At 42.6% G+C, this 25,104-nt stretch carries 26 protein-coding genes and 2 pseudogenes; 4 read left to right on the plus strand and 24 right to left on the minus strand.

The genetic code is table 11. The annotated features are described in order from the left end of the window. Positions 1-274: 274 nt before the first annotated feature. Positions 275-889, plus strand: coding sequence for a restriction endonuclease (locus M3221_RS22345; protein WP_251273897.1), 615 nt, complete (start codon positions 275-277; stop codon positions 887-889). Between the two features lie 67 nt (positions 890-956). Here the strand turns inward: M3221_RS22345 and M3221_RS22350 are convergent, their stop codons facing one another. The 18 genes from M3221_RS22350 to M3221_RS22435 all read right to left on the minus strand — a co-directional run bounded on the left by M3221_RS22350 (position 957) and on the right by M3221_RS22435 (position 14,110). Continuing rightward, entirely contained in the window at positions 957-2,636 is a 1,680-nt protein-coding gene (locus tag M3221_RS22350; protein WP_251273899.1) for a glycoside hydrolase family 13 protein, read from the minus strand. Between the two features lie 209 nt (positions 2,637-2,845). Beyond that, positions 2,846-3,247, minus strand: coding sequence for a gas vesicle accessory protein GvpU (gvpU, locus tag M3221_RS22355; protein WP_251273901.1), 402 nt, complete (start codon positions 3,245-3,247; stop codon positions 2,846-2,848). Position 3,248: 1 nt separating this feature from the next. Continuing rightward, positions 3,249-5,042 carry a GvpT/GvpP family gas vesicle accessory protein gene (gene gvpT, locus M3221_RS22360; protein WP_251273903.1) on the minus strand — a complete coding sequence of 598 codons (1,794 nt, stop codon included), beginning with the start codon at positions 5,040-5,042 and terminating at the stop codon, positions 3,249-3,251. A gap of 15 nt (positions 5,043-5,057) precedes the next feature. Further along, positions 5,058-5,390, minus strand: a complete 333-nt coding sequence (locus M3221_RS22365) for a gas vesicle protein (RefSeq protein ID WP_251273905.1) — start codon at positions 5,388-5,390, stop codon at positions 5,058-5,060. A 24-nt stretch (positions 5,391-5,414) separates the two neighbouring features. Next, positions 5,415-5,699: a gas vesicle protein K gene (locus M3221_RS22370; RefSeq protein ID WP_251273908.1), complete on the minus strand. Its 285-nt coding sequence runs from the start codon at positions 5,697-5,699 to the stop codon at positions 5,415-5,417. Further along, complete coding sequence (locus M3221_RS22375; RefSeq protein WP_251273910.1) at positions 5,665-5,940, minus strand: gas vesicle protein; 276 nt, start codon at positions 5,938-5,940, stop codon at positions 5,665-5,667. Before M3221_RS22375 ends, M3221_RS22370 begins: the two co-directional genes overlap by 35 nt. A 15-nt stretch (positions 5,941-5,955) precedes the next feature. Further along, a complete protein-coding gene (locus tag M3221_RS22380; protein ID WP_251273912.1) occupies positions 5,956-6,762 on the minus strand; it encodes a GvpL/GvpF family gas vesicle protein in 807 nt (268 codons plus the stop codon). A gap of 13 nt (positions 6,763-6,775) precedes the next feature. Next, the gene (locus tag M3221_RS22385; protein ID WP_251273914.1) at positions 6,776-7,030 is read right to left on the minus strand and encodes a gas vesicle protein GvpG; all 255 of its coding nucleotides are present in this window, start codon (positions 7,028-7,030) and stop codon (positions 6,776-6,778) included. Further along, positions 7,030-7,797: a GvpL/GvpF family gas vesicle protein gene (locus M3221_RS22390; RefSeq protein WP_251273919.1), complete on the minus strand. Its 768-nt coding sequence runs from the start codon at positions 7,795-7,797 to the stop codon at positions 7,030-7,032. The genes M3221_RS22385 and M3221_RS22390 overlap by 1 nt, the downstream gene beginning before the upstream one ends. Before the next feature lie 14 nt (positions 7,798-7,811). Continuing rightward, positions 7,812-8,732 (minus strand): gas vesicle protein GvpN, encoded by a 921-nt coding sequence (gene gvpN, locus M3221_RS22395; protein WP_251273920.1) that lies wholly within the window; start codon positions 8,730-8,732, stop codon positions 7,812-7,814. A 24-nt stretch (positions 8,733-8,756) separates the two neighbouring features. Then, on the minus strand, positions 8,757-9,020 hold the full coding sequence (gene gvpO / locus M3221_RS22400) for a gas vesicle protein GvpO (RefSeq protein ID WP_251273922.1): 264 nt from the start codon (positions 9,018-9,020) through the stop codon (positions 8,757-8,759). Between the two features lie 62 nt (positions 9,021-9,082). Then, positions 9,083-9,343 (minus strand): gas vesicle protein GvpJ, encoded by a 261-nt coding sequence (gene gvpJ / locus M3221_RS22405; RefSeq protein ID WP_242234394.1) that lies wholly within the window; start codon positions 9,341-9,343, stop codon positions 9,083-9,085. A 26-nt stretch (positions 9,344-9,369) separates the two neighbouring features. Continuing rightward, positions 9,370-9,771 (minus strand): gas vesicle protein GvpQ, encoded by a 402-nt coding sequence (locus M3221_RS22410; RefSeq protein ID WP_251273924.1) that lies wholly within the window; start codon positions 9,769-9,771, stop codon positions 9,370-9,372. Between the two features lie 37 nt (positions 9,772-9,808). Next, positions 9,809-10,351, minus strand: a complete 543-nt coding sequence (gene gvpT / locus M3221_RS22415; RefSeq protein ID WP_251273926.1) for a YtxH domain-containing protein — start codon at positions 10,349-10,351, stop codon at positions 9,809-9,811. A gap of 51 nt (positions 10,352-10,402) precedes the next feature. Next, positions 10,403-10,663 (minus strand): gas vesicle protein GvpJ, encoded by a 261-nt coding sequence (gvpJ, locus tag M3221_RS22420; RefSeq protein WP_251273927.1) that lies wholly within the window; start codon positions 10,661-10,663, stop codon positions 10,403-10,405. Positions 10,664-11,041: 378 nt separating this feature from the next. Next, entirely contained in the window at positions 11,042-12,055 is a 1,014-nt protein-coding gene (locus M3221_RS22425; protein WP_251273929.1) for a FecCD family ABC transporter permease, read from the minus strand. Continuing rightward, positions 12,052-13,056 (minus strand): FecCD family ABC transporter permease, encoded by a 1,005-nt coding sequence (locus M3221_RS22430; RefSeq protein ID WP_251273931.1) that lies wholly within the window; start codon positions 13,054-13,056, stop codon positions 12,052-12,054. The genes M3221_RS22425 and M3221_RS22430 overlap by 4 nt, the downstream gene beginning before the upstream one ends. 76 nt (positions 13,057-13,132) lie before the next feature. Beyond that, positions 13,133-14,110, minus strand: coding sequence for an ABC transporter substrate-binding protein (locus M3221_RS22435; RefSeq protein WP_396395287.1), 978 nt, complete (start codon positions 14,108-14,110; stop codon positions 13,133-13,135). Between the two features lie 365 nt (positions 14,111-14,475). Between M3221_RS22435 and M3221_RS22440 the strand changes: the two genes are divergently transcribed. After that, positions 14,476-15,024: a ribonuclease H-like YkuK family protein gene (locus tag M3221_RS22440; RefSeq protein ID WP_251273933.1), complete on the plus strand. Its 549-nt coding sequence runs from the start codon at positions 14,476-14,478 to the stop codon at positions 15,022-15,024. Positions 15,025-15,202: 178 nt separating this feature from the next. On the opposite strand, the gene M3221_RS22445 is transcribed toward M3221_RS22440, so the two are convergent. Then, positions 15,203-16,558 carry an aspartate aminotransferase family protein gene (locus tag M3221_RS22445; protein ID WP_251273942.1) on the minus strand — a complete coding sequence of 452 codons (1,356 nt, stop codon included), beginning with the start codon at positions 16,556-16,558 and terminating at the stop codon, positions 15,203-15,205. Between the two features lie 223 nt (positions 16,559-16,781). Here M3221_RS22445 and M3221_RS22450 point away from each other — a divergent pair, with 223 nt between their 5' ends. Together M3221_RS22450 and M3221_RS26410 are read left to right on the plus strand one after the other, a co-directional pair. Then, entirely contained in the window at positions 16,782-18,419 is a 1,638-nt protein-coding gene (locus tag M3221_RS22450) for a PucR family transcriptional regulator (RefSeq protein WP_251273944.1), read from the plus strand. Positions 18,420-18,474: 55 nt separating this feature from the next. Beyond that, positions 18,475-18,606, plus strand: coding sequence for a hypothetical protein (locus M3221_RS26410; RefSeq protein ID WP_285881855.1), 132 nt, complete (start codon positions 18,475-18,477; stop codon positions 18,604-18,606). A 38-nt stretch (positions 18,607-18,644) separates the two neighbouring features. Here M3221_RS26410 and M3221_RS22455 read toward each other — a convergent pair whose 3' ends face one another. The 5 genes and pseudogenes from M3221_RS22455 to M3221_RS22475 form a co-directional block, all read right to left on the minus strand. After that, positions 18,645-20,147, minus strand: a complete 1,503-nt coding sequence (locus tag M3221_RS22455; protein WP_251273946.1) for a sodium:solute symporter family transporter — start codon at positions 20,145-20,147, stop codon at positions 18,645-18,647. Then, positions 20,148-20,954 (minus strand): carbon-nitrogen hydrolase family protein, encoded by an 807-nt coding sequence (locus M3221_RS22460; RefSeq protein WP_251273948.1) that lies wholly within the window; start codon positions 20,952-20,954, stop codon positions 20,148-20,150. Positions 20,955-21,298: 344 nt separating this feature from the next. Further along, positions 21,299-21,643 (minus strand): annotated as a pseudogene (locus M3221_RS22465) (biotin/lipoyl-containing protein); the annotation flags it as partial. A 277-nt stretch (positions 21,644-21,920) separates the two neighbouring features. After that, positions 21,921-23,274 (minus strand): annotated as a pseudogene (locus M3221_RS22470) (aminotransferase). Positions 23,275-23,304: 30 nt separating this feature from the next. After that, entirely contained in the window at positions 23,305-24,762 is a 1,458-nt protein-coding gene (locus M3221_RS22475; RefSeq protein ID WP_251273952.1) for a CoA-acylating methylmalonate-semialdehyde dehydrogenase, read from the minus strand. Positions 24,763-25,104 lie beyond the last annotated feature (342 nt).

Genomic DNA, 25,104 nt, shown 5'->3' on the forward strand with positions numbered 1-25,104 from the left:
TATGAAGCGCTCTCCAGCCGTCTTTGTTCTGAAAGCATCACTACTCTTTATTGATTCTACTATTCAGCCCCTTTTTATTTGATGAAAAATTCAGACAATAGTCTCTTCTTATATTATGCAAGTTTTTAAGAGAAGAAAAGTATAAAGCAAGCGCTGATTAAATTCTTTTTTGCCTGGATAAATAGGAAAACGGTGAAAAACAAAAAGGAATCATAAACGTGAATAAAAATGAATAAGGTAGCGGAGGCTGACTTTCAAAGAAAGGAAAGATAATATGGCTAAAAACAAACCTAAAAAAAGCCCCCAGCTGCTCTCTAACCAGCTCCTTATCAGTTTTCTGATTCTGCTTGTCATTCTTCATTATGCAGCGGATCATTTGCTGGCTGCGGGCATTGCGTTACTCTTCATGATGACCTCCGCCGCGTTGTACTTTTATTTCCAGTGGCAAAGACAAAAGTCAGCCAAAAACAAAATGGTACAGTCAGGTATCAAAGAAATTGACGTAATGAATGGAAGAGAATTTGAAAACTATCTCGGTGCATTGTTTGAAGCAATGGGCTATGAAGTGGAAGTAACACCCGCTTCCGGAGATTATGGGGCGGATTTACTGATGGAGAAAGATGAAACTTTTATTGTGGTACAGGCTAAGAGATACAGCAAAGCAGTAGGCATCTCTTCCATACAGGAAGTTTTCTCTGCCAAAATGTATTACCAGGCGGATGAAGCGTGGGTCGTAACCAACAATACGTTTTCGAAGAATGCCTTTGAGCTTGCCAAGAGAAGCGGCGTAAAGCTGATCGCGAGAAGGGAGCTGATTGAGCTGATTACGGAAAATATGGCGGAGACGCCTCCTCCGGTTTTTACTATTCATACATGGAATGAAAAATGAAACATATCTCAATACCCTGCCTCACTCGTACAAGCCAAGGAGGCAAGGTCATTTTTCTGCTTCTTTATTATTTTTTCAGTAGATAGACTCTGGATTCATAAGGAGTCAGCGTAATGGAAGGCGTGAGCGCTCCCTCAGCGGGTTCATTGCTGACCAGCAGCTCTGCTGATTCATACTCAATGTTTTTTGGTAACTGTAGATCGGCTGCTTCTGCAGAAAAGTTATTGAGCACAAGCAGTGTCTCATTTTCGAGTATACGTGTATATGCATATACTTGTAGATGATCATCTAAAATTAATTCGTACGTTCCATAGGCAATCACTTCATGCTGCTTGCGGAGCTTGATGAGCTTCTGATAATGATAAAATACAGAATCAGGATTGGTCAGGGCTTGTTTTACGTTGATTTCCTCATAGTTCGGATTGACTCCTAGCCACGGAATACCTGTGGTAAACCCGGCATTTTCACTGGCATCCCATTGCATTGGTGTGCGGGCATTATCACGGCATTTGGCGTGGATGGCTTCCATTACTTTTGCATGGTCCCCACCTCCTTTGGTTACACGCTCCTCGTACATATTTAAAATTTCCAAATCATTATATTCGGTAATATCAAACTGTACGTTTGTCATCCCAATTTCTTCGCCTTGATAAATGTATGGAGTTCCTTTGAGCATATGCAAGAACGTGCCAAGCATTTTCGCTGATTTTACCCGGTACTCTCCATCATTTCCAAAGCGGGAGACCATACGGGGCTGGTCATGGTTATTTAAATACAAGCTGTTCCAGCCTTTTCCTTCTAGGCCATACTGCCATTTAGACATCACTTCTTTTAACTCCTGCAGCTGCCATGGCCGCATATCCCACTTACCGCCTGGCCCAGCATCCAGGTCCATATGCTCGAAGGTAAAAATCATATTCAATTCTGTTCCTTCGCTGTTGGCATACCGCTGTGCATCTTCAACTGAGGTACCCGGGCATTCACCGACGGTCATAATATCATATTTTGACAGGACGTCCCGGTTCATTTCCTGTAAGTACTCATGAACGCGCGGCCCATTTAAAAAATAGTCGCCGCCCCACGCATACCCGCCTTCTTCCTGCTGCTGGCCATCCGGCAGTCCTTCTACTTTGGAAATCATATTAATTACATCCATCCGGAACCCGTCAATGCCCCGGTCCAGCCACCAGGTCATCATGTCATACACTTCACGTCGGACGGTTTCGTTTTCCCAATTTAAATCGGGCTGCTTTTTGCTGAATAAATGAAGGTAGTATTCATCGGTCGCTTCATCATACTGCCAGGCTGAACCACTGAAAAAAGAAACCCAGTTGTTTGGTTCCTTCCCGTTTTTACCAGGGCGCCAGATGTAATAATCGCGGTATTCGTTGTTTTTCGATTTACGCGACTCTATAAACCAGGCATGCTCATCCGATGAGTGATTGACAACGAGGTCCATCATCAGCTTCATGCCTCGTTCATGAAGACCGGCGAGCAGTTCATCCCAGTCTGCCATCGTACCAAACTCGTCCATAATATCCCGGTAGTCGCTAATGTCGTAACCGTTATCATCATTGGGTGACTTGTAAACAGGTGAAAGCCAGACAACGTCTACCCCTAATTTTTTTAAGTAATCAAGTTTGGAGATAATCCCCGGCAAATCACCAATTCCGTCTCCGTTAGAGTCTTTAAAGCTTATTGGATAAATTTGGTAAACCACACTTTCTTTCCACCATGCTTTCTCCATTGTACCCGCCCTTTCTATCCTTCTTTAACCGATCGGTCTACAAGGCCTCTTGTATGGTTTCTTGCTGAATAAAAAATGCATTTTGCCTTCAAAGCACTTTATCCGTTGTGGACGACCCGGAAACATGGCCCGCAATTATTTTCCGAATCCTTCTTTAAAAAATAAGAGCAATTGCCAGTTCTGCTGACAATTGCTCACTCTTTCTTTCCTTATCTTTCTTTGTCACTGCTATCGAATATTTTTCCTAAAAAGAAGCCGTCTATTTCACTTAGTTTTCCCCGCCAGAGAATTTTTCCTTTTGAAGGAGTAGGCTTGCTGTCGCCGCAGTAGACCTTTGTGTCTTTCATATGAAGAAAATGTGCTTCTGTATCGTTCGTGCGCGACGCTTCTCCGGCTTTTTCAAGCTGGTCACTGACCATTTGTGCCGTTTCGTTTCCACCTTCAAAAGTTTCACTCAGCATGTGGAAATATTCTTGTGCAGATACCAGTGTACCTGTGATCACAGCACCTTTTACATTTAACGTAATATCTAAGGAGAAATCGTCTTTGTTTGCCGCTTCGACAAAAAACTCAAGAATACTATCTTTGGCTGCACTCGAACTGCTGCTCATATTACGTCTCCTTTCTCATCTCATTTAAAAGAAGGTACGTGTCTTCTACTTTTTCCTCTACTTTCTCATTGGAAAGAACATTATAATAGGTTGCTTTCTTTTCGTTGTTTGAATCGCTGGACAGTGATACTGCTTCCTTGCTATTTTGCTTCTTTGATTGATCATCTTTTTCGATATCATTCTTTTTTACATCATTACTGCTCTCATTCTTTTCTTTATCTTTTTGATCCTGTTTTGGCGTTTCATTTTCATTATCATTCTCCTGCTTTTCTTCCTGACCTTCTGTTTTGCTATCCTTTTCCTGGTCTTGGTCCTTAGATGGATCTTTTACTTTTTCTTTTCCTGCTTCATTCTTATTCTTCTCATCAAGTTCCTCGTTTTCTTTCTGATTCTCATCCGAATTCGGCTTTTCTCCGCTATCTACTTGATTTTTTCCAGCGTCTTGAGAATCTTCTTTTTTATCTTCATCCTTCTGTTTATCTTGTTCTGCCTCTTCATTTTTCTTTTCATTCTCGTCTTTGTCATTGTCATCGCTTGTCTTTTGATCTTCTTCTAGAGGCTGCTTTTCTTCGTTATTTATTTGACTTTTTTTTTCAGCGTCCTCAGAACTTTCGTCATTTTCTTTTTTATCCTGCTCTTGCGTTTGAACTTCTTCATCATTTTTTCTTTTATCCGGCTCATCGTCGTTTTGGTTAGAATCTGCTGCTTGGTTCTTATCTTTTTCTCCAAGCATTTTTGTAAGCATTTCTTCTATTTTACCTAGACGGTCCTGCAGCTTTTCATTTTCTTCCTTTAATGCCTCATATTCCTTGTTCGCTGATTTTTCATCTGACTCTGATGGTTCCTCTTTACTGTTTTTCTGAGATTCTTCCGATTTTAATTGTACCTCTTCATCATTTTTTTCATTACCATCTGGTTGAGCTGGTTGTTCTTCGCCAGCCTCTTTATCTTTTGATTCGGGTTGTGCTGTATCATCATTCTCTTTGTTTCCTAGTTGCTCTTTCGATTCTTTTTTATTTTCTTCGCCTGCTTGCTCTGTCTTCGGTTCCTTTTTATTTTCTTGATCGTCCTGCTGAGCTTTTGATTCTTCCTTATCCTCTTCGTTTTCTACTTGAGATTGGCCCTCTTCGTTATTTAAAGGCTCTTGCAAATATGATGATGAGCCTCCGTCGTTATCCGACTCTTTCGATTTTGGCTGCTCACTTTTACTGCTTTCCTGTTTTGGTGAATCTTCTTTTTCATTCTTTCCTTCATTTGATGCTGTGGTTGATTCAGTTTCCTCACTCGAACCACTTTTATTTTGCGTTTTGTCCCCTTCCTGGCCGTTTTTTGTTTCTATAAATTTTGTCAGCATTTCTTCCAGCCGGTCTAACCGATCATTGAAATCGCTGCTTTCTTGATTGGATGTTTGCTCATTTTTGCCAGTAGACTTATGATCGGTCTCTAGTGTGAGGCTTGTCTCATTTCCGCTGTTCTGTTCTCCTTCATCATTCGCATACCCTTCTACTGAAACATCTTCTTTTTTGTCCAGAACCTTTCCAGCTGAGTGTTTAATAGAAGCCACTGCTTTTTTTGATCTTTCTTTCATTGCCTGGCCCAAGCCGGAGCCTGTGCTCTTTAACTTATCCCGACTTGCGTTTTCCAGCAGTTTCTTTCCATTCTCGGGTGTAGCCATATAACCGACGGCCGCGCCAATTAATCCTCCTGCAAGAGAACGTCTAAGTGAGCTGCTATTTGAGCTGTTCTCGTTTTTTGTTTCCTGGGTCTGCTTTTCCGTTTCTTTTGCTTTTTCCATGATAGAACCTCCTGCTTAGTAGTTGAATTCTTTAGCATCAATGCGATTTGTAGATATCTTCTTTTCCAGAGATTCGAGCCTCTCATGAAGTCTTTTATTTTCTTCTTCAAGCGCTTTCGTATGATGATCGGCTGCTTTTGATGTCAAATACGGATCGGTTTCCCACCAGTCCATGCCGATTTCTTTTGCTTTATCAACAGAAGCGACAATCAGGCGTATTTTGATGGTTAACAACTCAACATCCGCAATACCGACCGTAATATCTCCTGCGATTACAACACCTTTATCTAATATTTTTTCCAATACATCCACGATCGTACTGGATTGCATGGAATGTTCGACTGCCATGTATAGTCCTCCTCGGCATTTTAATTAAAGTAAACTTCCTAAAGGACCAAGATCGATATTTAAATCATCCGCCTCCAAGCCGAAAATTTCTTTTAATTCTTCCATTTTTTCTTCCAGGTTCATCAGAGCTTCTCCTAAATTTTCGATTTGCTCATCCGTCAGCGTGCCGCCTTCTACCCTTCTAATCGCATGTCTTTCTACGATTTGTCTTAACAGCTCAATGACCGTTAGCACTAACTGCGCCAACCCATGCTCTGCATTGTCAGGGTCTAAGTTAATTTTTCCATTTGTCTGGCTGGCCGGTTGCATGAGTGAGATCCTCCCTCTGTTTATCAAATTGTACGGAAGAGATGGTTTTGCCGTTTTCCTGCTGAGCTTGAACAAGCGATTCTACCGAAGCAATAAGTACTCTTAAATCCAGATAAACCAAGTCAACTCCTGCTATGGAGATGACTAAATCTGCTTTTATCGCCACTCCCTTGTCCAGGATGACATCCAAAATATCAATTAAAGCAATATCCTTGTTCTCGATCGATTCCTTTAGTGACATTGTTCTCTTCCTTCTTTATGAAAAGCTAGAAAAGTGATAGGCCGGCCAGGGCCCAGATGCTTGAAACTGCCAGCCTTTTTCCTTCATATCCTTTTCATATTGTTGAATTTGTTTTAAAAAATCTTCGACTTTCGATTTGGAAATGAGGTATACACCATTCCATGTCATCTCCTCCTGCCTTCCAGTCACTTCGCTGCTCCACGTTCTTTTTACGTTTCCTCGAACGGCAAACTCACTTAGGCGGGAATGAATGTGTTCACTTACTTTGTTTTTTTCTTCTTCGAGCTCGGACGCAATGACCTTGTCCAATTTTTTCTTTTCAAAAAATTGCTTTCCTCTTGGCAATTGACTGATTTCCGCTCTTTTTGCTTCTATAGTTGGGTTATTCTCGCTTACTTCCTTTTTTAATTGTTCGTCTTCACAATAAATTTTTACATTCCATTCTTCTTTTCCAGTGATAAAAGCAAACGTATCGAGCATTTTGCCTTCGTTTGACTGAACAGCCGCTTTCAAGCTGTCTTCGTTTTTGTACAATGTACAAAACTTCAATGGAATTAAGGTATACATTTTTGCGAGCTTCATAACTGTTTCATGATGGTGAAAGGCTTTTTCCTGAAGCCATTCCATATCATTATTAATCCGGTCTTTAATGATTTCTTCTGCGTATTCTTCAGTGTCTAAGCTGCACACAATAGCCGTCAGCTTTCCGATCGGAACGGTATATAAATCTTCTGTATGATCAAAACCTTTCAAAGACGGAAGCGGCTGGCTGGCTGCTTCCTCCGTTTGAGCCAATCCATACAAATAAATTAGACGATCCATGTTCTTACTGCCCTCATTTCTTCTTTGTCATCTGCTCCCATTGTTCCATTTCCATTCGTTTGGCCATTTCATACCGTATAATCAGTTCTTCTTCTTTCGCTTTGTAAGCTTCTTCTGGAATTTCCCCAAGCTCGTACATCATCTGCAGCTGAATGAGCTTTTGCTGAATGGTAGGCAAGTCGTACAGCTCTTTATCTGCTTCTTCTTTTACCTTTTCTCCAATTTTGATGACAAGGTTGATCGGCGCAGAAATCAGCTTGTGCAGCATTAGGCATCCTCAACTTTTAATCTAATATTGACGAAGTTATAAGCCGGCCACGGACCGCTGTAGTTGAATTCGACTCGATCCTCCCATTGGTCGTGCAGCTCATTTACTTTCTGGTCAAATGCCGCTTCTTTTTCACGATCTACTAGAAATGCTGCATTTAGAAGCATCTTCTCTCCGATCGGATCATTCACTTTTGATGCTTCTGCCAGCTCCTTTAAAGGATGGAAGATATCCTGTTCTGTCTCTTTTTGCAAAGATGTCACGAGTTTTTGGGCGGCTCCCCCCAGCTGAATTCGTTCATAATAGCTAGCTGCTTCTGATTTCCCTTTTACTGCCTGAGCCATTTTTTCTATGCTGGCATCCTCGCTCACTTTTGATTCAAGCCATTCTTTTTTGCCGATGACTTTCAAACCGAGTTCTACCTTTCCCTTTATTTCCGGGAAAAGCTTTTCAAATTGCGGATATAAATTTTCTAAAAGCACGCCGACATCTTCTTTTGAATGAAAAACATTTCCGAAACTAACCGGTATCACAGTGTCATTTTTCTTCATCACAAGAGAAACCGCCTGCTGGTGCATCATCAAATTATCTTTGTTCGGATGGTAAATTTTCATCGGCACCTCCGCAGCTACCATGGCTGCATCTTTGAACCGGATGGTGAACAGCTCTCTTTTTTCTTCTTCCATCTCTATTTCACCGAAGCTTTCATCTGCTTCCATTTGAATTCCGCAAAAAATATAAATTCCCATTGATTCTTCCTGGCTCATTGTAAAACGCTCCTTTATTCCTCAGTAACTTTCATATTGTGACACGCGTGTATCACTAATTCTTCTGCTGCTTTCATTGGGTTATCCGATTTGATGCACCGACTCATTTGATGCGCTAATACGTCAAGACATAAACGCTGAAAAGCAGCGTTTGACCCGTCTACTGGAATCTCTTCTTCCGCCACTATCCTGGCAATCATTAATGAAGCGCGCAGGCTTGGTCCGTTGTCCGCTTCGCATTCTTCGCGTAACTGGGCAACAAGAGCGGTAATGGCTGCCGCCTTCTCCTGAGCGATATCGATCTTTTCCGAAATGATGGCTGCTTCTTGATCGTGTTCTTTATGGTCAATAAAAATGGTAATCAGGCGATCAAGCAATGCTTCTTGTGTTTGATAGACTCCTGCATATTCCTCAGGATTGCTGGTGAAAATGACAGCAAAATCAGGATGAACCCGAACAAAGGGTTCTGTTAATTTTGTTCCGTACAAAGGAAGGATTCCTTCTTCTAAAATAGACAAAAAGATATTGTTAGTGGCTGGCTTCGAACGGGTAAACTCATCGTAAACAAGTGTGTAGCCATTCTTTACGGCTTCCAGCAGCCGCCCGTCTCTCCATGTTTCTGTTACGCTTTCGTCTCTTTTGTATACAGAACGAACGTAATTATCGACTACTTTTTTACTCGTGTAGCCAGTAAAGTCACCAATTAAATCTTTATTGTTTAATTCATGGTTGCCATGGATCAGCATGACGGGTTTTTTTCTTTTCTTTGCCAGAGCGAGCGCCAGCGAGGTTTTTCCAGTTCCAGACGGGCCTGTTAAGTGAATAGGGTAGCCCGCTTTTAAATATTGCAGCGAGCGGGAAAGCAAGTCTTCTGTCTCTGGATCATGGACAATCTCTTTTGAATTTTTATTGATCTTGTTTTTTAAGACGGTCACTCTTTTTCCTCCTACTCCCGCGTCCTATGCTTCATAATTAATTGAACTTCTATACCGAATATCTCGTCGTTTATAAGAAGCTACTTCCTTCTCTTCACTTAATAAAACCTCGTATACACCGATCATTTCGTCTTTTGCGTACTTTTTCATATATTCTTTTTCTTCAATTACTTCCACGGTCAGCTGCCAGCCATTATCGTTTTTTTCTACGGAAGTAATTTTGTGAACTGGAGCTACGAATTCGTTAAAGAACTCTGTAACATTCCCAATAATTTGTTTAATTTCCATTATGTCCTCCTGCTAAAGAATGACAGGCCAGGGCTTCCTGCACCCTGGCTCTGCTTTCTTTATTAAATGCTAAACCGTGCATTTCTTTCATTGGATTGAGCAAGCAGCCCATTTTCTTCAACGTTATCTCCAAGCAATCCGACAGCCTCCGCATAACGCAGCCATGTATCGACACTGGCAATGACCACCCGGGCTTCCACCGTTAAAATTTCAATTCCGACTACTGATACTCTTACAAAAGCATCGATGACAATCCCTTTATCTAAAATCCGGTCAATAACCTCTGCTAAACTAGAACTATCTGTACTTTTTTGAACAGCCATAATTACTTTCTCCTTTCGTGATGATATTAAGAACCGATTGTTTTAATATCATTGGAAGATTTTATGTTTTTTGCACGTTTGATTTTAGTAGCACTCTTAATATCCTTGGATGTTTTAATATCACTGATTCCCTTAATATGCTTAACGCCTTTTACTTTTCGGTCATCGTCTTTTTTATTGACTGAAGACATTTTCTTTTGAAATTCTTGTCCAGCTTCCACTGCTTTTCCCAGCTTTTCACGGGCTGACAGCAGGACCTCCTGGACTTTTTCTTCTGCCTCTCCTGCTTTTTCATGGATGTTTTCTTTAAATCTCTCTTTTGCTTTGTCGACGATGACTTCTTTCACTTTCTCTTTCACTGGCTCCGGAGCGTGTTTGATCGCGCTTTTTGCCACTTTACCAGCCGCTTTTTTCACGCGCTTGTCCATCTCATCACCCCCTCCGGATTCCTTTCAAAAGAACTTCTTATTTCTGCGTGCCTGCCAGGTCGTTCAGCATTTTTTCCATTTTTTGAAGCCGCTCATTGAGCTCTTTGTTTTCTTCTTTGATTTTTTCATACGCTGGAGACTGGGTTTCCTTTTCTGAACTGCCTGTTCCTTTGTTCTCCCCACTTTCCTTTAGGGGAGATAGCAGCTTTCCATCAATTTTGCTGATATATCCTTCAGCTAATTGTCTGATGCTGTTTTGTGCCTGGCCGGCCAGGAGTTCCTGTGCGGTTTTCCTAAATTCCTTTTCCGCTACCTTTACAAATTCAGAATCACCTAAGTTTTTCATCAGTTTTTTGCCGGTATCCGGATTGGCGAGCAATCCTATTCCGGCCCCTACTACGCCGCCCAGTATAGCCAGATTGATCGAATAGTTAGGGCTGTCTTTTGTTTCTGCCGACTGCTTTTCATCCTTCGTCTGGCTGCTTTCTTCCTGGTTTACCTCTTCTTTTTGCGTACTGTTTTCGGCTGCTTCCTGGTTTTGATTTCCTTCTTGTTTTTCATTGGCTTCTTGGGTATTCATCCTCTTAACCTCTTCTCTTGATAGATTTCTTCTATGGCTTTTTTTTATACTTTAGTAACTTAACCGTGATGTCTGAGATTGGTTTTGATATGCAAGGCTTTCCGTTTCAGCTTCATCACTTAATAATCCAACCGCTTCTGCGTATCTTAGCCATGTATCCACACTGGCAATAACGACTCTGGCTTCGACTGTAAGAATTTCTATACCTACGAGTGATACTCTTACAAAAGCATCAATAACAATTCCTTTGTCGAGAATTCGGTCAATGACTTCTGCCAGACTTGAACTATCTGTGCTTTTTTGAACACTCATACTTTGTCTCCTCTCTGCTTTTGACATATTGGGAGGTTGTTGAGCTATTTTATTTTTAGGTTTAGTCTGTACATACCTTTCCTCTCCATGAGTAAACATGGTTTTTATAGGAATTAGGAACTGTTTTATTAAATTCATTAAATATTTGTATTTAATGGATATATTATGAAAAACGTAATTTATGATAAATGCAATAAATAGCGAAGGATTTGTGTGCTTTGATCAGGTATGGTTTTGTTGAAGATATATATCTAAAAAAAAGGGCCCTAAACAAACAGAGATCTGTTTGTTTAGGGCCCTTTTTACATATGTTTCTTTTTTATCACCCAATCGCCCAGGCGTAAATGGGCGATTGACGTTTTACTTTCGAGGATTTTCTTACGCCTTCTTCCCTTCACGCCGCAGCAAATAAAGAAAATAAGGGGCACCGATGACGGCTGTTACAATGCCGGCCGGTATTTCAATAGGAGGAAATAAGCCTCTTCCTAAACTGTCTGCTGCCAGCAAAAACAACGCGCCTATTAAAGCAGAAACCGGCAGCAAAAATTTATGCCGGGAACCGGTGAGCTTTCTTGCTACGTGAGGCGCGATCAATCCAATAAATCCGATTGATCCAATAGCCGCCACACACATTCCGATAATGATAACAGAGAGGCTGAGCAGCACATATCGCAGCTGCTTTGTTTTTTGCCCCAAACCCGTTGCCAGGTCATCGCCAAGGTTTAATATATCCAGTTTTGCAGACAGCAGCCAGAGTGCCATCCCAAACGGCACGCTTGGAAGCAGCATCCAAACCTGCTCCCAGCCTCTTCCCCACAAGCTTCCCGCCAGCCATAGAAGGGTGCTGTTTACGTCATCAGGAAACTTAATCATAAAATATTCAATACCCGCCTGGAAAATAGCACCGAGCGCAATCCCGATGAGCGCCAATGTGGCTGGCTTCACACCGTTTTTATGCGCAAATAGCATTAAAGCGGCTGCGGCCGCCGCCGCTCCGAGAAAAGCCGAAACGGGCAGCCAAAAAACAGGTGATTCTGGAAACAGGACAATCACAATCACTGCAGCCAGTCCGGCCCCTTTTGTGACACCAATCACATCCGGTGACGCAAGCGGGTTTCGCAATATTCCCTGCAGAACCGCACCGGCCATCGCCAGTCCTGCTCCAGCGATCATGGCAATATACAGCCGGGGCAGGCGGTACTCGTGAAGAATAAAGGCATGGCTGGAAGCGCCGGTTCCCGCTAAATCCGCCATAATATCTAGCGGTGAAATATAAACGGCCCCTACTCCAAGACTGACAGCCGATAAAAGCAACAGCAATACTGTCAAAATGAAAAGCAATACCAGAGGGCGTCTTTTTTTATTCAATGTTGTTTGTTCGGTTATTCTCATTGTTTAATGCCCCTTCCCTGCTTGGCTAAGTATAGGAAGAACGGAGCTCCGATCAAGGCGGTCACAATTCCAACCGGTGATTCAAACGGATACGCAATAAAACGGGAAAGAATATCCGCATACACAACAAGAAGTGCGCCAAACAGAGCCGAAAACGGAATGATTCTTCGATAATCCCCGCCAACGAGTTTTTTTACAATGTGAGGGACAATCAAGCCGACAAAACCGACCGGTCCTGCCACTGCAACAGATGCTCCTGCCAGCACAATCACCAGCAGTCCCGCCAGAATTCGAATTTGTGTCACTTTTTGTCCAAGGCCCTGTGCCAGGCTTTCTCCTAACACAAGAATAGAGATCGACCTGGAAAGCGCGGCAGCTAAAATCAATCCGCCAAGTGACCATGGAAGAATCAATTCTACATGCGTCCAGCTTTTTCCGTTTATTGCGCCGACCATCCAGTAGAGAGCATCCTTGCCCTGATCACTAAAAAGAACGACTCCCTGTGTTAAGGAAGACAGAAAAAAGTGAACGGCCATTCCGGCCAGTGCAAGTTTAACCGGTGTCATTCCGCCGCCTGAAGCGAAAGAGTATACAATCACGCCTCCCAAGGCTGCTCCTAAAAACGCCGCATATACGAGAGAAGCAGAAGAAAGACCCGGAAAAAGAACGAGTGACGAAACGACAAACAAGGATGCTCCGGCATTTACGCCAAACACTTGCGGAGAAGCCAGTGCATTTTTCGTAATCGCCTGCATGAGGGCTCCAGCAACAGCGAGACTGGCTCCCACGAGAACGCCAATCACCGCCCGCGGCAGGCGCAGCGTCCGAATAATCACCTGTTCTTTTGATTCATCCCAATGGATAAAAGAATGAAGAACAGTCTGCGCTTTTATATCGGCAGCGCCTACTGAAATGCTAAGAACGATGCCTATTAATAATAAAATGGTTCCAATTAAAGCGGTAAGATATGTCGTTACTTTTTGTTTTGATGCTCTGTTCATTTCGTTCCCAACACTTCCTGACAAGATTTAAACAGAAAAGGAAGCAAGGAGACGTTTCCTTACTTCCTTTTTTGTTTTATTTGTTTTCACCAAGCATTTTCAGCATATCGGCACCAATCGCTTCGGCAGAGGCAACTCCGCGGAATCTTGTCCACAAGTCACGGTCCACGTCATACACTTGTCCATTTTTAACTGCTTTTAAGTTTTTCCAGAGCGGATTGTTTTTCCATTCATCCGTAATGAGCTTGCCATCATTATTGGCTAAAAGTAAAATATCCGGATCAATTTCTACAAGCTGCTCTAAATTCATTTCAGCATAAGGCTCTTCCTGCTGGATCGCATTTTTGAATCCAAGGTGCTCAAGAAGTTCACCGTCATAAGAAGAAGATGTATGTGCCTGGAATGATGTATCCCGAACAACAGCAGGCAAAATCGTCGCGTTTGGATCTGCTTTCAGCTTTGCTTTTGTTTCTTCAATCGTTTTTTCATGTTCAGCCAGTCTCGTTTTGGCTTCCTCTTCTTTTCCGACCGCCTGGGCAATCGTATTAAAAGCATCCAGGTTTTCCTGGTATGTGGATTCACGGCTTTTCAGTACAATCGTTGGAGCAATTTTCTGCAAGTCTTCATATACATTTTTATGGCGTTCTGCATCTGCAATAATCAAATCCGGCTGAAGAGAGCTGATCACTTCCAGGTTCGGCTGCTCACGTGTTCCTACAGATGTATAGTCTGTTTCTTTCCCAACAAGCTTTGCAATCATCTCTTTCTTTTCATCGTCTGCGATCCCAGCGGCATCTATGCCAAGTGCATTCAATGAATCTACAAACGATAATTCAAGCGCTACAACTTTCTTAGGTGTACCCTCGATTTCCGTTTCCCCCATCTCATGGGTGATCGTTTTGGTATTCCCGCTTTCTGTTTGGCCAGCGCTTTGGGCGTTTTCGGAATCTGCTGCTTTTTGTGTACTGCTGCAGCCCGACAAGGCTAATAGAAAAGCAATGGCTAAAAGCAGACCGGCTCCTTTTACAGAACCTGTTTTCATCCACTTCAACATGGCAAATAACTTCCTCTCTGTTGCTAATATGTATGATGTTTTGCTCTTTGATAATGATTATCATTTTTACACAAAGAAGACGCAAGGTTATGTACATTGTGTTTTTTAAAAAAATTAAATCTAAGTGAATACTTTCACACAAAGTAAAAAACTGCTTGCATCCCCCTTTTTTTCTTCTTTTAAGAAAAAAAGCCTTCTTGGTTTGATTCTCTTTATTAAAAATAATTTTTTTCCCGTTTCCTGCATAAGCATTACAAAAGCCTTTTATAAAATCCAGGCTGCAATCATAAAAAAAACAGGACAACCATGGTGAACCGGGCCTCGCTTCATTTGCATATATTACTATAAAGAGGAGCTGTCTTGATATGAATCATTCTTTTCCTTCTTCCCATCAACCGGATTTACGATTCAGGACAATCAATCAAAAAGGACTTACCTTTGAAGATGTATTTCATCAAATTCTCTGGTTTATGAGCCAGGACCCTGGCGGAAAATATCGGCTTATGATCGGTTCCGATTCGCAGGTTCATGGAAACGAAACCGTTTTTGCCACTGTCATTGTGATTCACCGCAAAGGAAAAGGGGCATGGGCTTTTCTGCGAAAAATCCGCTATCCACGAAGATACGAAAATTTGTATGAAAAAATCTCTACTGAAACATCGCTTACAGAAGAAATCGCCAGCTTATTTACTGAGGAACATAAAATGCAGATGATTGATATTGTTCTGCCTTACATTTATAAAGGCTCATCTTTCACGATAGAAGGGCATATTGATATTGGATCGGAGCAGCAAAATAAAACGAGGATCTTTATAAAAGAGATGGTTTCCAGAATGCAGTCTGCAGGGCTGGAGCCAAAGATTAAGCCGGATTCGATCGCCGCATACGGAGTCGCCAACCGCCATACAAAGTAAGAGTTTTAGTTTAAGAAAGCGGAAGCACTACACCCCCTTTTTGTCCTGCTTTTTATTTTTCCCTCCATCCCCTTTGCTTTTTCTTTTTTTGTGCAGCCGCTTTCCCCCCACTCAAAAACCTCTTTTACATAAGCAGAAAACCCCTATCTTTTTTAAAAGAATAGGGGCTTAAACCGTATTATAGTTCTGTAAATACTTTTTTGAGTACAAAAATGATAAAATCTACATCCTCGTCTGTGCAGGACAGCGGCGGACTCAATGTCAGCACGTTATTGGATCCTTCTACCGTATCTCCGTTCTTGCCAATAATCAATCCTTCTTTTTTACAGGCAGCGATCAAGCTGGCAACCCGCTCAGCTGATGCGGGCTCTTTTGTTTCTTTGTTTTCAACCATCTCAATCCCGAGCAAAAACCCGAGCCCGCGAATATCGCCGACGTGCGGATGTTCCTTCAGCTCCGCCAGTTCTGTTTGCAGGCGGGCGCCAAGAAGTTCAGAACGTTCCACCAAGCGCTCCCGCTCAATAATCTCCAGGTTTTTCAGTGCGACGGCGCAGGCAGCCGGATTGCCGCCGAACGTATTGATATGGCGGAAGTGGCTGTTTTCAGCACTGTTTTTAAACGTTTCATAAATATCTTTACGCACAGCCGTAACCGAAAGCGGCAGATAAGCACTCGTCAGCCCTTTCGCCATGGTGATGATATCCGGCTTTATGCCGAAATGCTGATGTCCAAAATATTTGCCGGTCCGGCCAAAGCCGCAGATCACTTCATCGATAATAAGCAAAATACCGTATTTACGGCAGATTTCCTGTACCTTTTCCATGTAAACCGGGTGCGGTGTTAAAATGCCTCCGCCTGTAATAAGCGGTTCCATAATAATACCTGCAATTGTTTCTTTCTGCTCCCAGATGATTTTTTGCTCAAATTCTTCTGCCCGCATGATATTATAGTCTTCAACAGACATCCCGGCTGGCCGGCGGTAAGAATCCGGCGGCGAAACATGCAAAAAGCCAGGTGCAAGCGGTTCATATTTAAATTTGCGAAGCGCCTGTCCTGTAGCGGACAGGGCACCCATTGAACTGCCGTGATAAGCCCGGTGCCGTGATAAGAATTTAAACCGGGACGGCTCTCCATTTTGCTGATGAAACTGGCGGGCAAGCTTAAACGCTACTTCATTTGCATCGGAACCGCTGTTGGAGTAAAAAATCATATATCCTCCGCCCAGCAGCTCATTCAGCTTTTCGGCCAGTTCAATAGCCGGAACATGACTTTGTGTCATGGGTACATACGCCATTTCTAGCATTTGGTCATATGCGGCTTTCGCCAGCTCTTCCCTGCCATAACCAACATTGACGCACCAAAGCCCTGACATCCCATCTAAATAACGGTCCCCCTGGTGATCTGTAATCCAGGCACCCTGACCGCTTTGAATGACCATAGGCGGTTTTTCTTCAATATAAGGAGAAATATGATGCCAAACATTCGCCCGGTCTTTTTCAATCAGTGACGATACATCTGTTTTTGCTGTTTTCATGTTTATCGCTCCTTTATCTTGATATCGCCAGAAAAGTTCTTTTCCGTTTCATTTGACACATTGTCTCTTTGAAAAAAAACAGATTGGCAGAAAATCTTACATAAATGGATGAATGCTGATTGAATTTCTGTCATACTTTAATTTACAAATTATTCGAATAATTTTCATGTGACATAGTGTAAAATAATTAACCTGCTAAAGTGGACGAATTGGAGGCAGCCGTATGAAAAAAATTGAATTGACGATCAATGAAATTTTAAAGCGGGAGACTTTTCGCAATGCCAGGCTTCTTGCCGGAACAAAAGGGCTGCATCGCCCGATCAAGTGGTCCCATATTTTAGAAGTAAAAGACTTTGATATGCTCATTAATGGCGGCGAGCTGATTTTAACAACAGGCATTAGTTTTCCTGACGATATATTGACGCAACTTGACTATATAAGCAGACTTATTGCTAAACAAGCAGCCGGCTTGTGTATTGAGTTTGGCTCTTCCGTAACTAGTCTTCCATCAGAAGTGTTATCATTTGCTGACCAGCATCATTTCCCAATTATTGTATTTGAGAAAACGGTTAAGTTCGTTGATATCACCCATGACTTGCATACGATGCTCATTAACCGCCATCAGCGGATGCTGTCTGATCTGGATCATTTATCGAGCCGGTTTATGCGTCTTTCCCTGGCACCGAATGGCATCTTTAAAATCCTGCAGGAGATGTATGGTTATTTTCAGCAGCCGGTTTTCTTTCTTTCTGAAGGAAGCAAATCCTTTTACTGCCCGGCTGATACAAAAGACCAGGAAGCCGTTCTGCGAGCGATGCTGTACAGCGAGCAGCCGGATGGACTGTCTGGCCGTCTTCTTACCGTAAACGGAACAGTGTATGCGGTAAAGCCTGTTCAAGTGTTTGAGCAGGTTCGGGGGTATCTTTGCCTGCAAATCAGCGATTCCTTCTATGATGATTTTTTCCTACTCGTTCTTGATCGTGCTGGACTGGCTGTTTCACAAATTTTGCTTCGCACGCAAACACTTGAGGAACGAAAACAGCATGCAGAAGATGAGCTTGTGCGCAGTCTTTTGCAGGGGAAAGAAGTCCGGGCGGAACATTTGAGCACGTATGTATCGGCAGCGGTTCATCAAATGCATTATCGTGTATGTGTGATTCAGTTGAATGCCAGCCAGTCCAATAAAACGGATTGGGAAGAATGGAAACTTCAGCAGACAATGCAAATCCGCTCTTTGTTTCAAAAGCATGGATGTATACCGGCTCTTTCTACAAGTAATCATGAAATCGCCGTGCTTGCTTTTTTTAGACCGTCTGAAACGGGCACTTATGATAAATTCAGCCGCATTACAGAAACGATCAGCCAGATGAAAGCCTTTATTTCTTCTCCTGTCTGTATTGGTGTGAGCAGTGTTTTTACGCACCTTTCTAAAACGAAGGAAGCCTATGATGAATCAAAAGAAAGTCTGGAGCTACAGCGATCCGGCATTACAGTCAGCCCTTTTTATGAAAAGTTAGGCATTTACCGGCTGCTTTTTGGGTTGCAGAAAAGCGGACTGCTTGATCGGTATGTGCATGACTATCTTTTCCCTGTACTTGAGTATGACACCAAAACAAATGGCAGCCTGCTGGAGACGTTAGCCGTATATTTAGAATGCGGCGGCTCCAAAAAAGAAGCAGCCCAAAAATTATTTATCGTCCGCCAGACTCTTTATCACCGGCTCTCAAAATTAGAATCACTGCTTGGTGAGAACTTTATGGAGCCTGTTAATCGGCTTGCTTTAGAAGCTGCTGTGCAAGCTTATAAGTGGCAGACCGGCCAAATGTCTCAAGAGCCCTCTTTTCAGCATGATGTACTGTGAAAAACGCCCCAGACGAATGTCCAGGGCGTTTCTTCTTATATCAAGATGTAAGTTCTTGGTTTTTCTCTGGCTGCTCGGGATTTTTCTCGGCTACAGCCGGCCTACGAAAAAAGATATCTTTTATGCAGGCAGCGGCAATAAACAGCATGCCTGCGGCGCACCAGACAAACAAAAATCCGTAAAATAGTTTAAACACCTCAAGCGACATGTGATCCGTCTCCCCTCTTATATCTTCTGGATTTCATGCTCTGGCTCATACTCTTTCAACGGAGCAAAATCATACTGCTTTCTTGAAAACGGTAAACCGATTAAGATGACAAGAAATGGCAATGCAAGCGATAAGATGTTGCCGATAAACCAATTTAAATCCGGATTATCAATCATAAAGTACGCAGATAAGCCGCCGGCCAAACCGACCATCATTGAGCAAATGGCAATGGTGCTGTTTAACCTTTTTGACCAAAGTCCGATAATGAGTGAAGCGGTCGGTGCTGCAAATAAAATACCGCTGAAAATGTCAATTTTTAAAAGAGACATGCCGTCTAAGAACATAGCGGCAATACCGATAACAATACCGGCAGCAAACGTCACGAGGCGGCCAAAGCGCATTTGTTTTCTTTCATCAGCTTTCTTATTCACATACCGCTTATAAAAGTCTAATGTCAACATCGCCTGTACACCTGCGAGCCCATTTCCTCCAGTAGTTAATCCCGCCATAAAAATCATAATAACAAAGACGACCGCGCCAAAACTTCCAAGAAAATGCTCAAATATATAAGGCGCTACACCCGTTGATACACCTAAATCTTCAGGGGTTAATTGAAGGAAATAAACGCTTCCGCCAATCACATTCCCAAAAATGATCGGAATAGGCAGCCAAGCAATAATCGTTCCAATCATATATGCCCAGAACAATCCTTTTGAGCTGGATGCAGCGGCGGCAGTGGAGTAATATCCCTGGCTCAGGACAACTTGTCCCATCGCAATTACAACAGCCGACAAGCCATAGCGCCACCCAGCCGGTCCAAAAAAGTTTAAAGCATCCGGATTATGCTGTGGATGATCGGTATTCGTTACCGCATCCAGCATACCGTAATACATGTTTTCAAGTCCGACCGCTTTCACAATCAACGGCATCGTAATAAAGATTACAATCATAATCATAAAAAATTGAAATACGGAATTGTAAATAGAGCCTTTTAAACCAGCAATGGCAATAAAACCAGAAAATAAAATGGCGGATAAAAGAGCCACTACCTTATAGTTTAAATGAAACGTATATTCAAATGCATACGCAATGCCGACCGCCTGCATGACACATACATACAAGACAAGAGCAATACCAAAGACTAAGTAAATATTTGCGAGCCGGCTGTCAAACCGTTCCCGAATAAATTCAATAAACGTCGTAGTCCGCGGCATAATGTTACGAAGCCGCAAAGCAATCGGAATAAAAATCATAAATGGGACAACCGCTCCCCACGCATAGTTAAAGCCTCCGTTTACACCGTACCATACACCTGCTTCTGCTGAGGCCATAATCGTTCCTGTCCAAATCCAGGCGACACAGACACTTGCAGCCACCAGGCCAAACGGAACGCTGCGCCCAGCCGTAAGCATTTCATCTACACGCTTAGAAGACTCATTCCGGCTGATGATAAGAGATATTAAAATAAGAATAACCGTAAATCCTAAAATGATTCCATATCCTGCGAAGGTACTATTCATTTATAGCCTCTCCCTTCCCGCTGCTTCCGGTATATATAAATCCGGCCGGCGGTCTTTTAAATAGAAAAAAGAGGACCTGGCTTCTTCAATCTGGGCTAAATCCAATTCCGTTATATAAAGCTGCTCATCTCCAGAGCCTTTTACAAGCAGCTTCCCAAACGGGCTGGCAGCGGCGCTTTCACCAAAAAAGTGAGTCGTTTCCTCCACACCAATTCGATTGGTTGTCGCCACGAACACTTGATTCTCAGCAGCCCGGCTTTGAATGTAAATATTTTGAAAGTGTTCAAGCGGTTTCATATTAGCCGTTGGGGCTAAAATCATTTCTGCTCCTTTATCAGCCAGGCTTCGCGCCGTTTCTGGAAATTCTGTATCGTAGCAAATCATGACGCCGATTGTGCCAAATTCCGTATTCCAAACGGGAAAGGAGCTTCCTGCTGAAAAATATTTATATTCTTCATCCCACAAATGAACTTTTTGATAAGTGCCTAACAGCACGCCGTCCTGATCAATAATGGCCGCAGAATTAAATAATTGTCCATCTTTCTTTTCTGGAAATCCAGCAATAACTATGACTCCACGCTCACGTGCTGACTGCTTTAATATTTGAATACTTTTGCCGCCTGCTTCTTCAGCAAGCTCTGCTGTTTTCTCACGAGTAAAATAACCGGTTGTCGCCATTTCTGGAAACAATACAATGTCGCATCCCTGCTCAGATGCTTCTTTGATAAATTGAATCATTTTTTCTAAATTTGCTTCTTTGTCATATAACACCGGCTGAAATTGTGCTAACCCAATTTTCACTTTCATATAACATCCCCCTTTGAAAAAGCAATTTTTCCTGTCTGTTTTTTTGAATTCTCCAGTAACACGATGATCCTTAAAAATCATAATAAAAATATATCAAATATTCTGACAAAATAAATTAGACACAATGTTCATACCTGAATAGAGTAGAATTGACAATGTGAAAATGGGCAAGACTCATTTTTACAACCTTTATTTTTACTTCCGCTGGGCAGCTGACTCTTGTACCCATAAAGAAAAACACCTCCAAGCTGGCTTTTTAGGTATTTACATACCCGTTTTTCAACTTAAAGGTGTTTTTGTTTGTCTCACTCTATAGGGTAGTACCCCCAGAAAATCGTTGCTTTTTATTTCTCAAGCCCCACAAGAAGATCGCCCGTAGAAATAGCTTCGCCGTTTTGTACATGGACAACGGACAGCTTTGACAGTTTCATCAAATGATGCCTGTACCGTTGTCTCCATTTTCATCGCTTCGGTAATCATGAGATGATCCCCGCGCTTCACTTTATCTCCTTTTTCAAGGATGACCTTGATGACTGTACCCGGCATCGTCACTGCAATATGACCCTCGTTTTTCGGATTAGCTTTCACTTTCGCATTAACGGCTGATTTGATGCTCTCATCTTTAATCACCACATCATGCGGGTTCCATCCGCCTGCGGGTGGCCGATCGAAATAAGTTTCACAACTACTCATTTTGTACAAAAATACTGGATTTAAGGAAATTATATCCATAAAAAGTACCGTTGTTTTCTCTTGAGTGTCCACATGCAATAGCTGAGTAGTTCCTTTATTTATCTAAATATAATGGACATGCAAAAAATAGCCACTAGACACAGTGTTAAACATTCATATTTATTATTTTTACATTAATGAATTCCAGAAAACGACAAAACGACGGGCAGGCCGATCGTTTTGTCCAATTATGATCAAAGCCCATTCATTAGCATATGGTTCATGGCTAATTCATTACAATTGAAGTATGCTTTCTTTTAACGCTTCCACAATAAAAGCAAAATCATCTTCTGTAATACTCAATGGAGGAGAAAGCTGCAAAACATTATTATTCCCTGCGACAGTGTCTCCATTCTTTCCGATAAGCAAGCCTTTTTCTTTACACAAATCGATAACTTTGTTCATTTTCTCAATGGCAGCCGGTTCTTTTGTCTGCTTATCTTCTACTAGTTCAATGCCCAGGAGAAGACCTTTCCCGCGAACATCTCCTACGTTTGGATGCTCTTTGATTACTTCCAGCTCCTGCAGAAGACGTTTACCTAACTCTTTAGAGCGTTCAATGAGTTTCTCATTCTCCATGATTTCTAAATTCTTTAAAGCCAGTGCGCAGGCAGCCGGATTTCCTCCAAATGTGTTTACATGGCGGAAGCGGTCATAATCACCCGTGCCTGTATAAGCCTCATAAATCTCTCTTTTAACAGCAGTTGCTGACAAAGGAAGATAAGCACTGGTAATACCTTTTGCCATTGTAATAATATCTGGCTTCACGTCATAGTTCATAAATCCGAACGGTTTCCCTGTCCGGCCAAATCCACATATAACTTCATCACAAATAAGCAGCGCACCGTGTTGCTCACAAATTTCTTTTACTTTTTTCATGTATCCATCAGGAGGCATTAAGATCTCGCCCCCTGTAATAATCGGCTCCATAATCACACCCGCAATGGTGTCGCTTAACTCCCATGTCATGACACGATCAATGTCATCGGCGCTAGCCAGTGTCTGGACATCCTCTGGGTTGCGGTACGTATCCGGCGGCGCTACGTGCAGAAACCCTTGGCCCAGCGGCTCATATTTGTATTTTCGCTGTGCCTGGCCTGTTGCTGCGAGAGCCCCATCGAGTTGCCATGATAAGCGCGGTAGCGTGAGATAAACTTATAACGTCCATGCTCCCCTTTTTGCTGGTGATATTGACGGGCAATCTTAAACGCTGTTTCATTCGCTTCCGATCCACTATTAGAAAAGAAAATAACGTAATCTCCGCCCAGCCATTCATTCAATTTTTCTGCTAACTTAATAGCCGGAACATGACTTTGTGTTAAAGGAAAATATGGCATTTCCTGAAGCTGTTTAAAAGCTGCTTCGGCAAGCTCTTTCCGGCCATACCCGACATTTACACACCACAGGCCGGACATTCCGTCTAAATAACGGTTGCCGTCTATATCCGTCACCCATGCTCCTTCTGCTCCGGTGGCAATTATATTTGCCGGATTAGGCGCCGCTCCCCGCATGGCATGCCAGAGATACTGTTCATCTGTTTTTGTAAGTTTTGTGTTTGTTCTGTCACTTGCATGATCATCAGCTCCATTCTATTCTTTTATAGTTTTATATCCATTTTTTAATAGCGGGCCGTAAGCATTTTCTTGCGGGTATAGAATGCCACTCCGTCTTTTCCATTTGCATGAAGATCGCCGTAGAAGGATTTCTTGTACCCTGAGAATGGAAAGAACGCCATCGGAGCAGGAACGCCAAGATTAACGCCCAGCATGCCTGCATCTATTTCTTCACGGAATTCACGAATCGCTTTCGCACTGTCTGTATACAAACATGCACCGTTTGCGAACTCAGACTTATTTGTCAGTTCAATCGCTTCCTCTAAGCTTTCCACCCGGACAATGGACAGCACCGGAGCAAAAATTTCATCCTGCCAGATTTTCATTCCAGGCTGCACGTTGTCAAAAATCGTCGGTCCGACAAAGTAGCCCTGCTCATTCCCTGCATCATTTCTTCCATCTCGAATGAGGGAAGCACCTTCCGCTTGGCCGCTTTCAATGTAACCAAGGGTACGTTCTTTATGTGATTCACGGATAACAGGTCCAAGGAATACACCTTTATCCATCCCGTTTCCTATTTTAATTTCATCAGCTGCTTGTTTAAGCCGGTCGATTAATTTATCCGCAACGTCTCCAACTGCCACCACGACTGCAGCCGCCATACAGCGTTCGCCTGCAGATCCAAAAGCTGCACCTGTAATATTGGTTACGGCATTATCTAAATCTGCATCAGGCATAACGATGGAATGATTTTTTGCTCCCGCTAAGGCCTGCACTCGCTTGCCATTCGCTGCTGCTTTTTTATAAACATACTCAGCTACAGGCTGAGAACCTACAAAAGATACTGCTTTGATATCCTCATTTTCTAAAATGCCATTCACGACATCGTGAGCCCCATGGACAATGTTCAGTACCCCATCTGGAAGCCCTGCTTCTTTAAACAGCTCCGCTAAACGATTAGCCAGCAATGGTGTTCTTTCAGATGGCTTCAATACAAACGTGTTTCCACATGCAATGGCCAGCGGGAACATCCAGCACGGAACCATCATAGGGAAATTAAAAGGGGTGATGCCGCCAATGACTCCAATGGGATAACGATACATGCCTGACTCAACGCCTGTAGCAATATCAGGAAGCTGTTCTCCCATCATTAATGTTGGTGCGCCAGCCGCAAATTCCACACATTCAATCCCTCGCTGTACTTCGCCGTATGCTTCGTTATAGCTTTTTCCATTTTCTAATGTAACGATTTTCGCCAGCTCTTCCCAATTCTCGACCAATAGCTGCTGATAGCGGAATAAAATGCGTGCCCGACGAGGTACAGCAACTTTTCTCCACTTCTTAAATGCTTCTTTAGCAGCCGAAACAGCGTGGTCTAACTCCTCTCGAGTAGAAATAGGCACACGAGCAATGATTTCTCCAGTTGCTGGGTTTGGCACTTCTTCTATTTGCTTGCTTGTTGACTCTATCCACTTTCCACCAATATAGTTCTTTATCATTTGAGCTGTTTGTGTTAATTCCATTGCAAAGCCTCCTATTTTTGAAAGTATAGTAATCCTTTGAATTCATTATATGGATCGTATAAACTCATACCATTAGACAGTGTGTAAAATATTCCTTGAACTTTTTCTGCATCTTGCGCGATCGTATATAAAACCATTTACACGCCGTCACAATAATGAAGTAAGTTTGGCAGAACTTTTTCAATAAGATTTAACCGGTTTAAGGTTTAGGTGGCCTGTCTTTCTTTTGCAGCGTAGCTGTCTTACAGAAATGGCTCTTCATCAGTGTTAGCTTGATAGGCATGTGCTAGAACAAAAAAAGCATCCTCGTTTGGATGCTTTAGCTTGTAGACCAATAAAATT

The organism is Domibacillus indicus (assembly GCF_023715895.1).
GTDB lineage: Bacteria > Bacillota > Bacilli > Bacillales > Domibacillaceae > Domibacillus > Domibacillus indicus_A.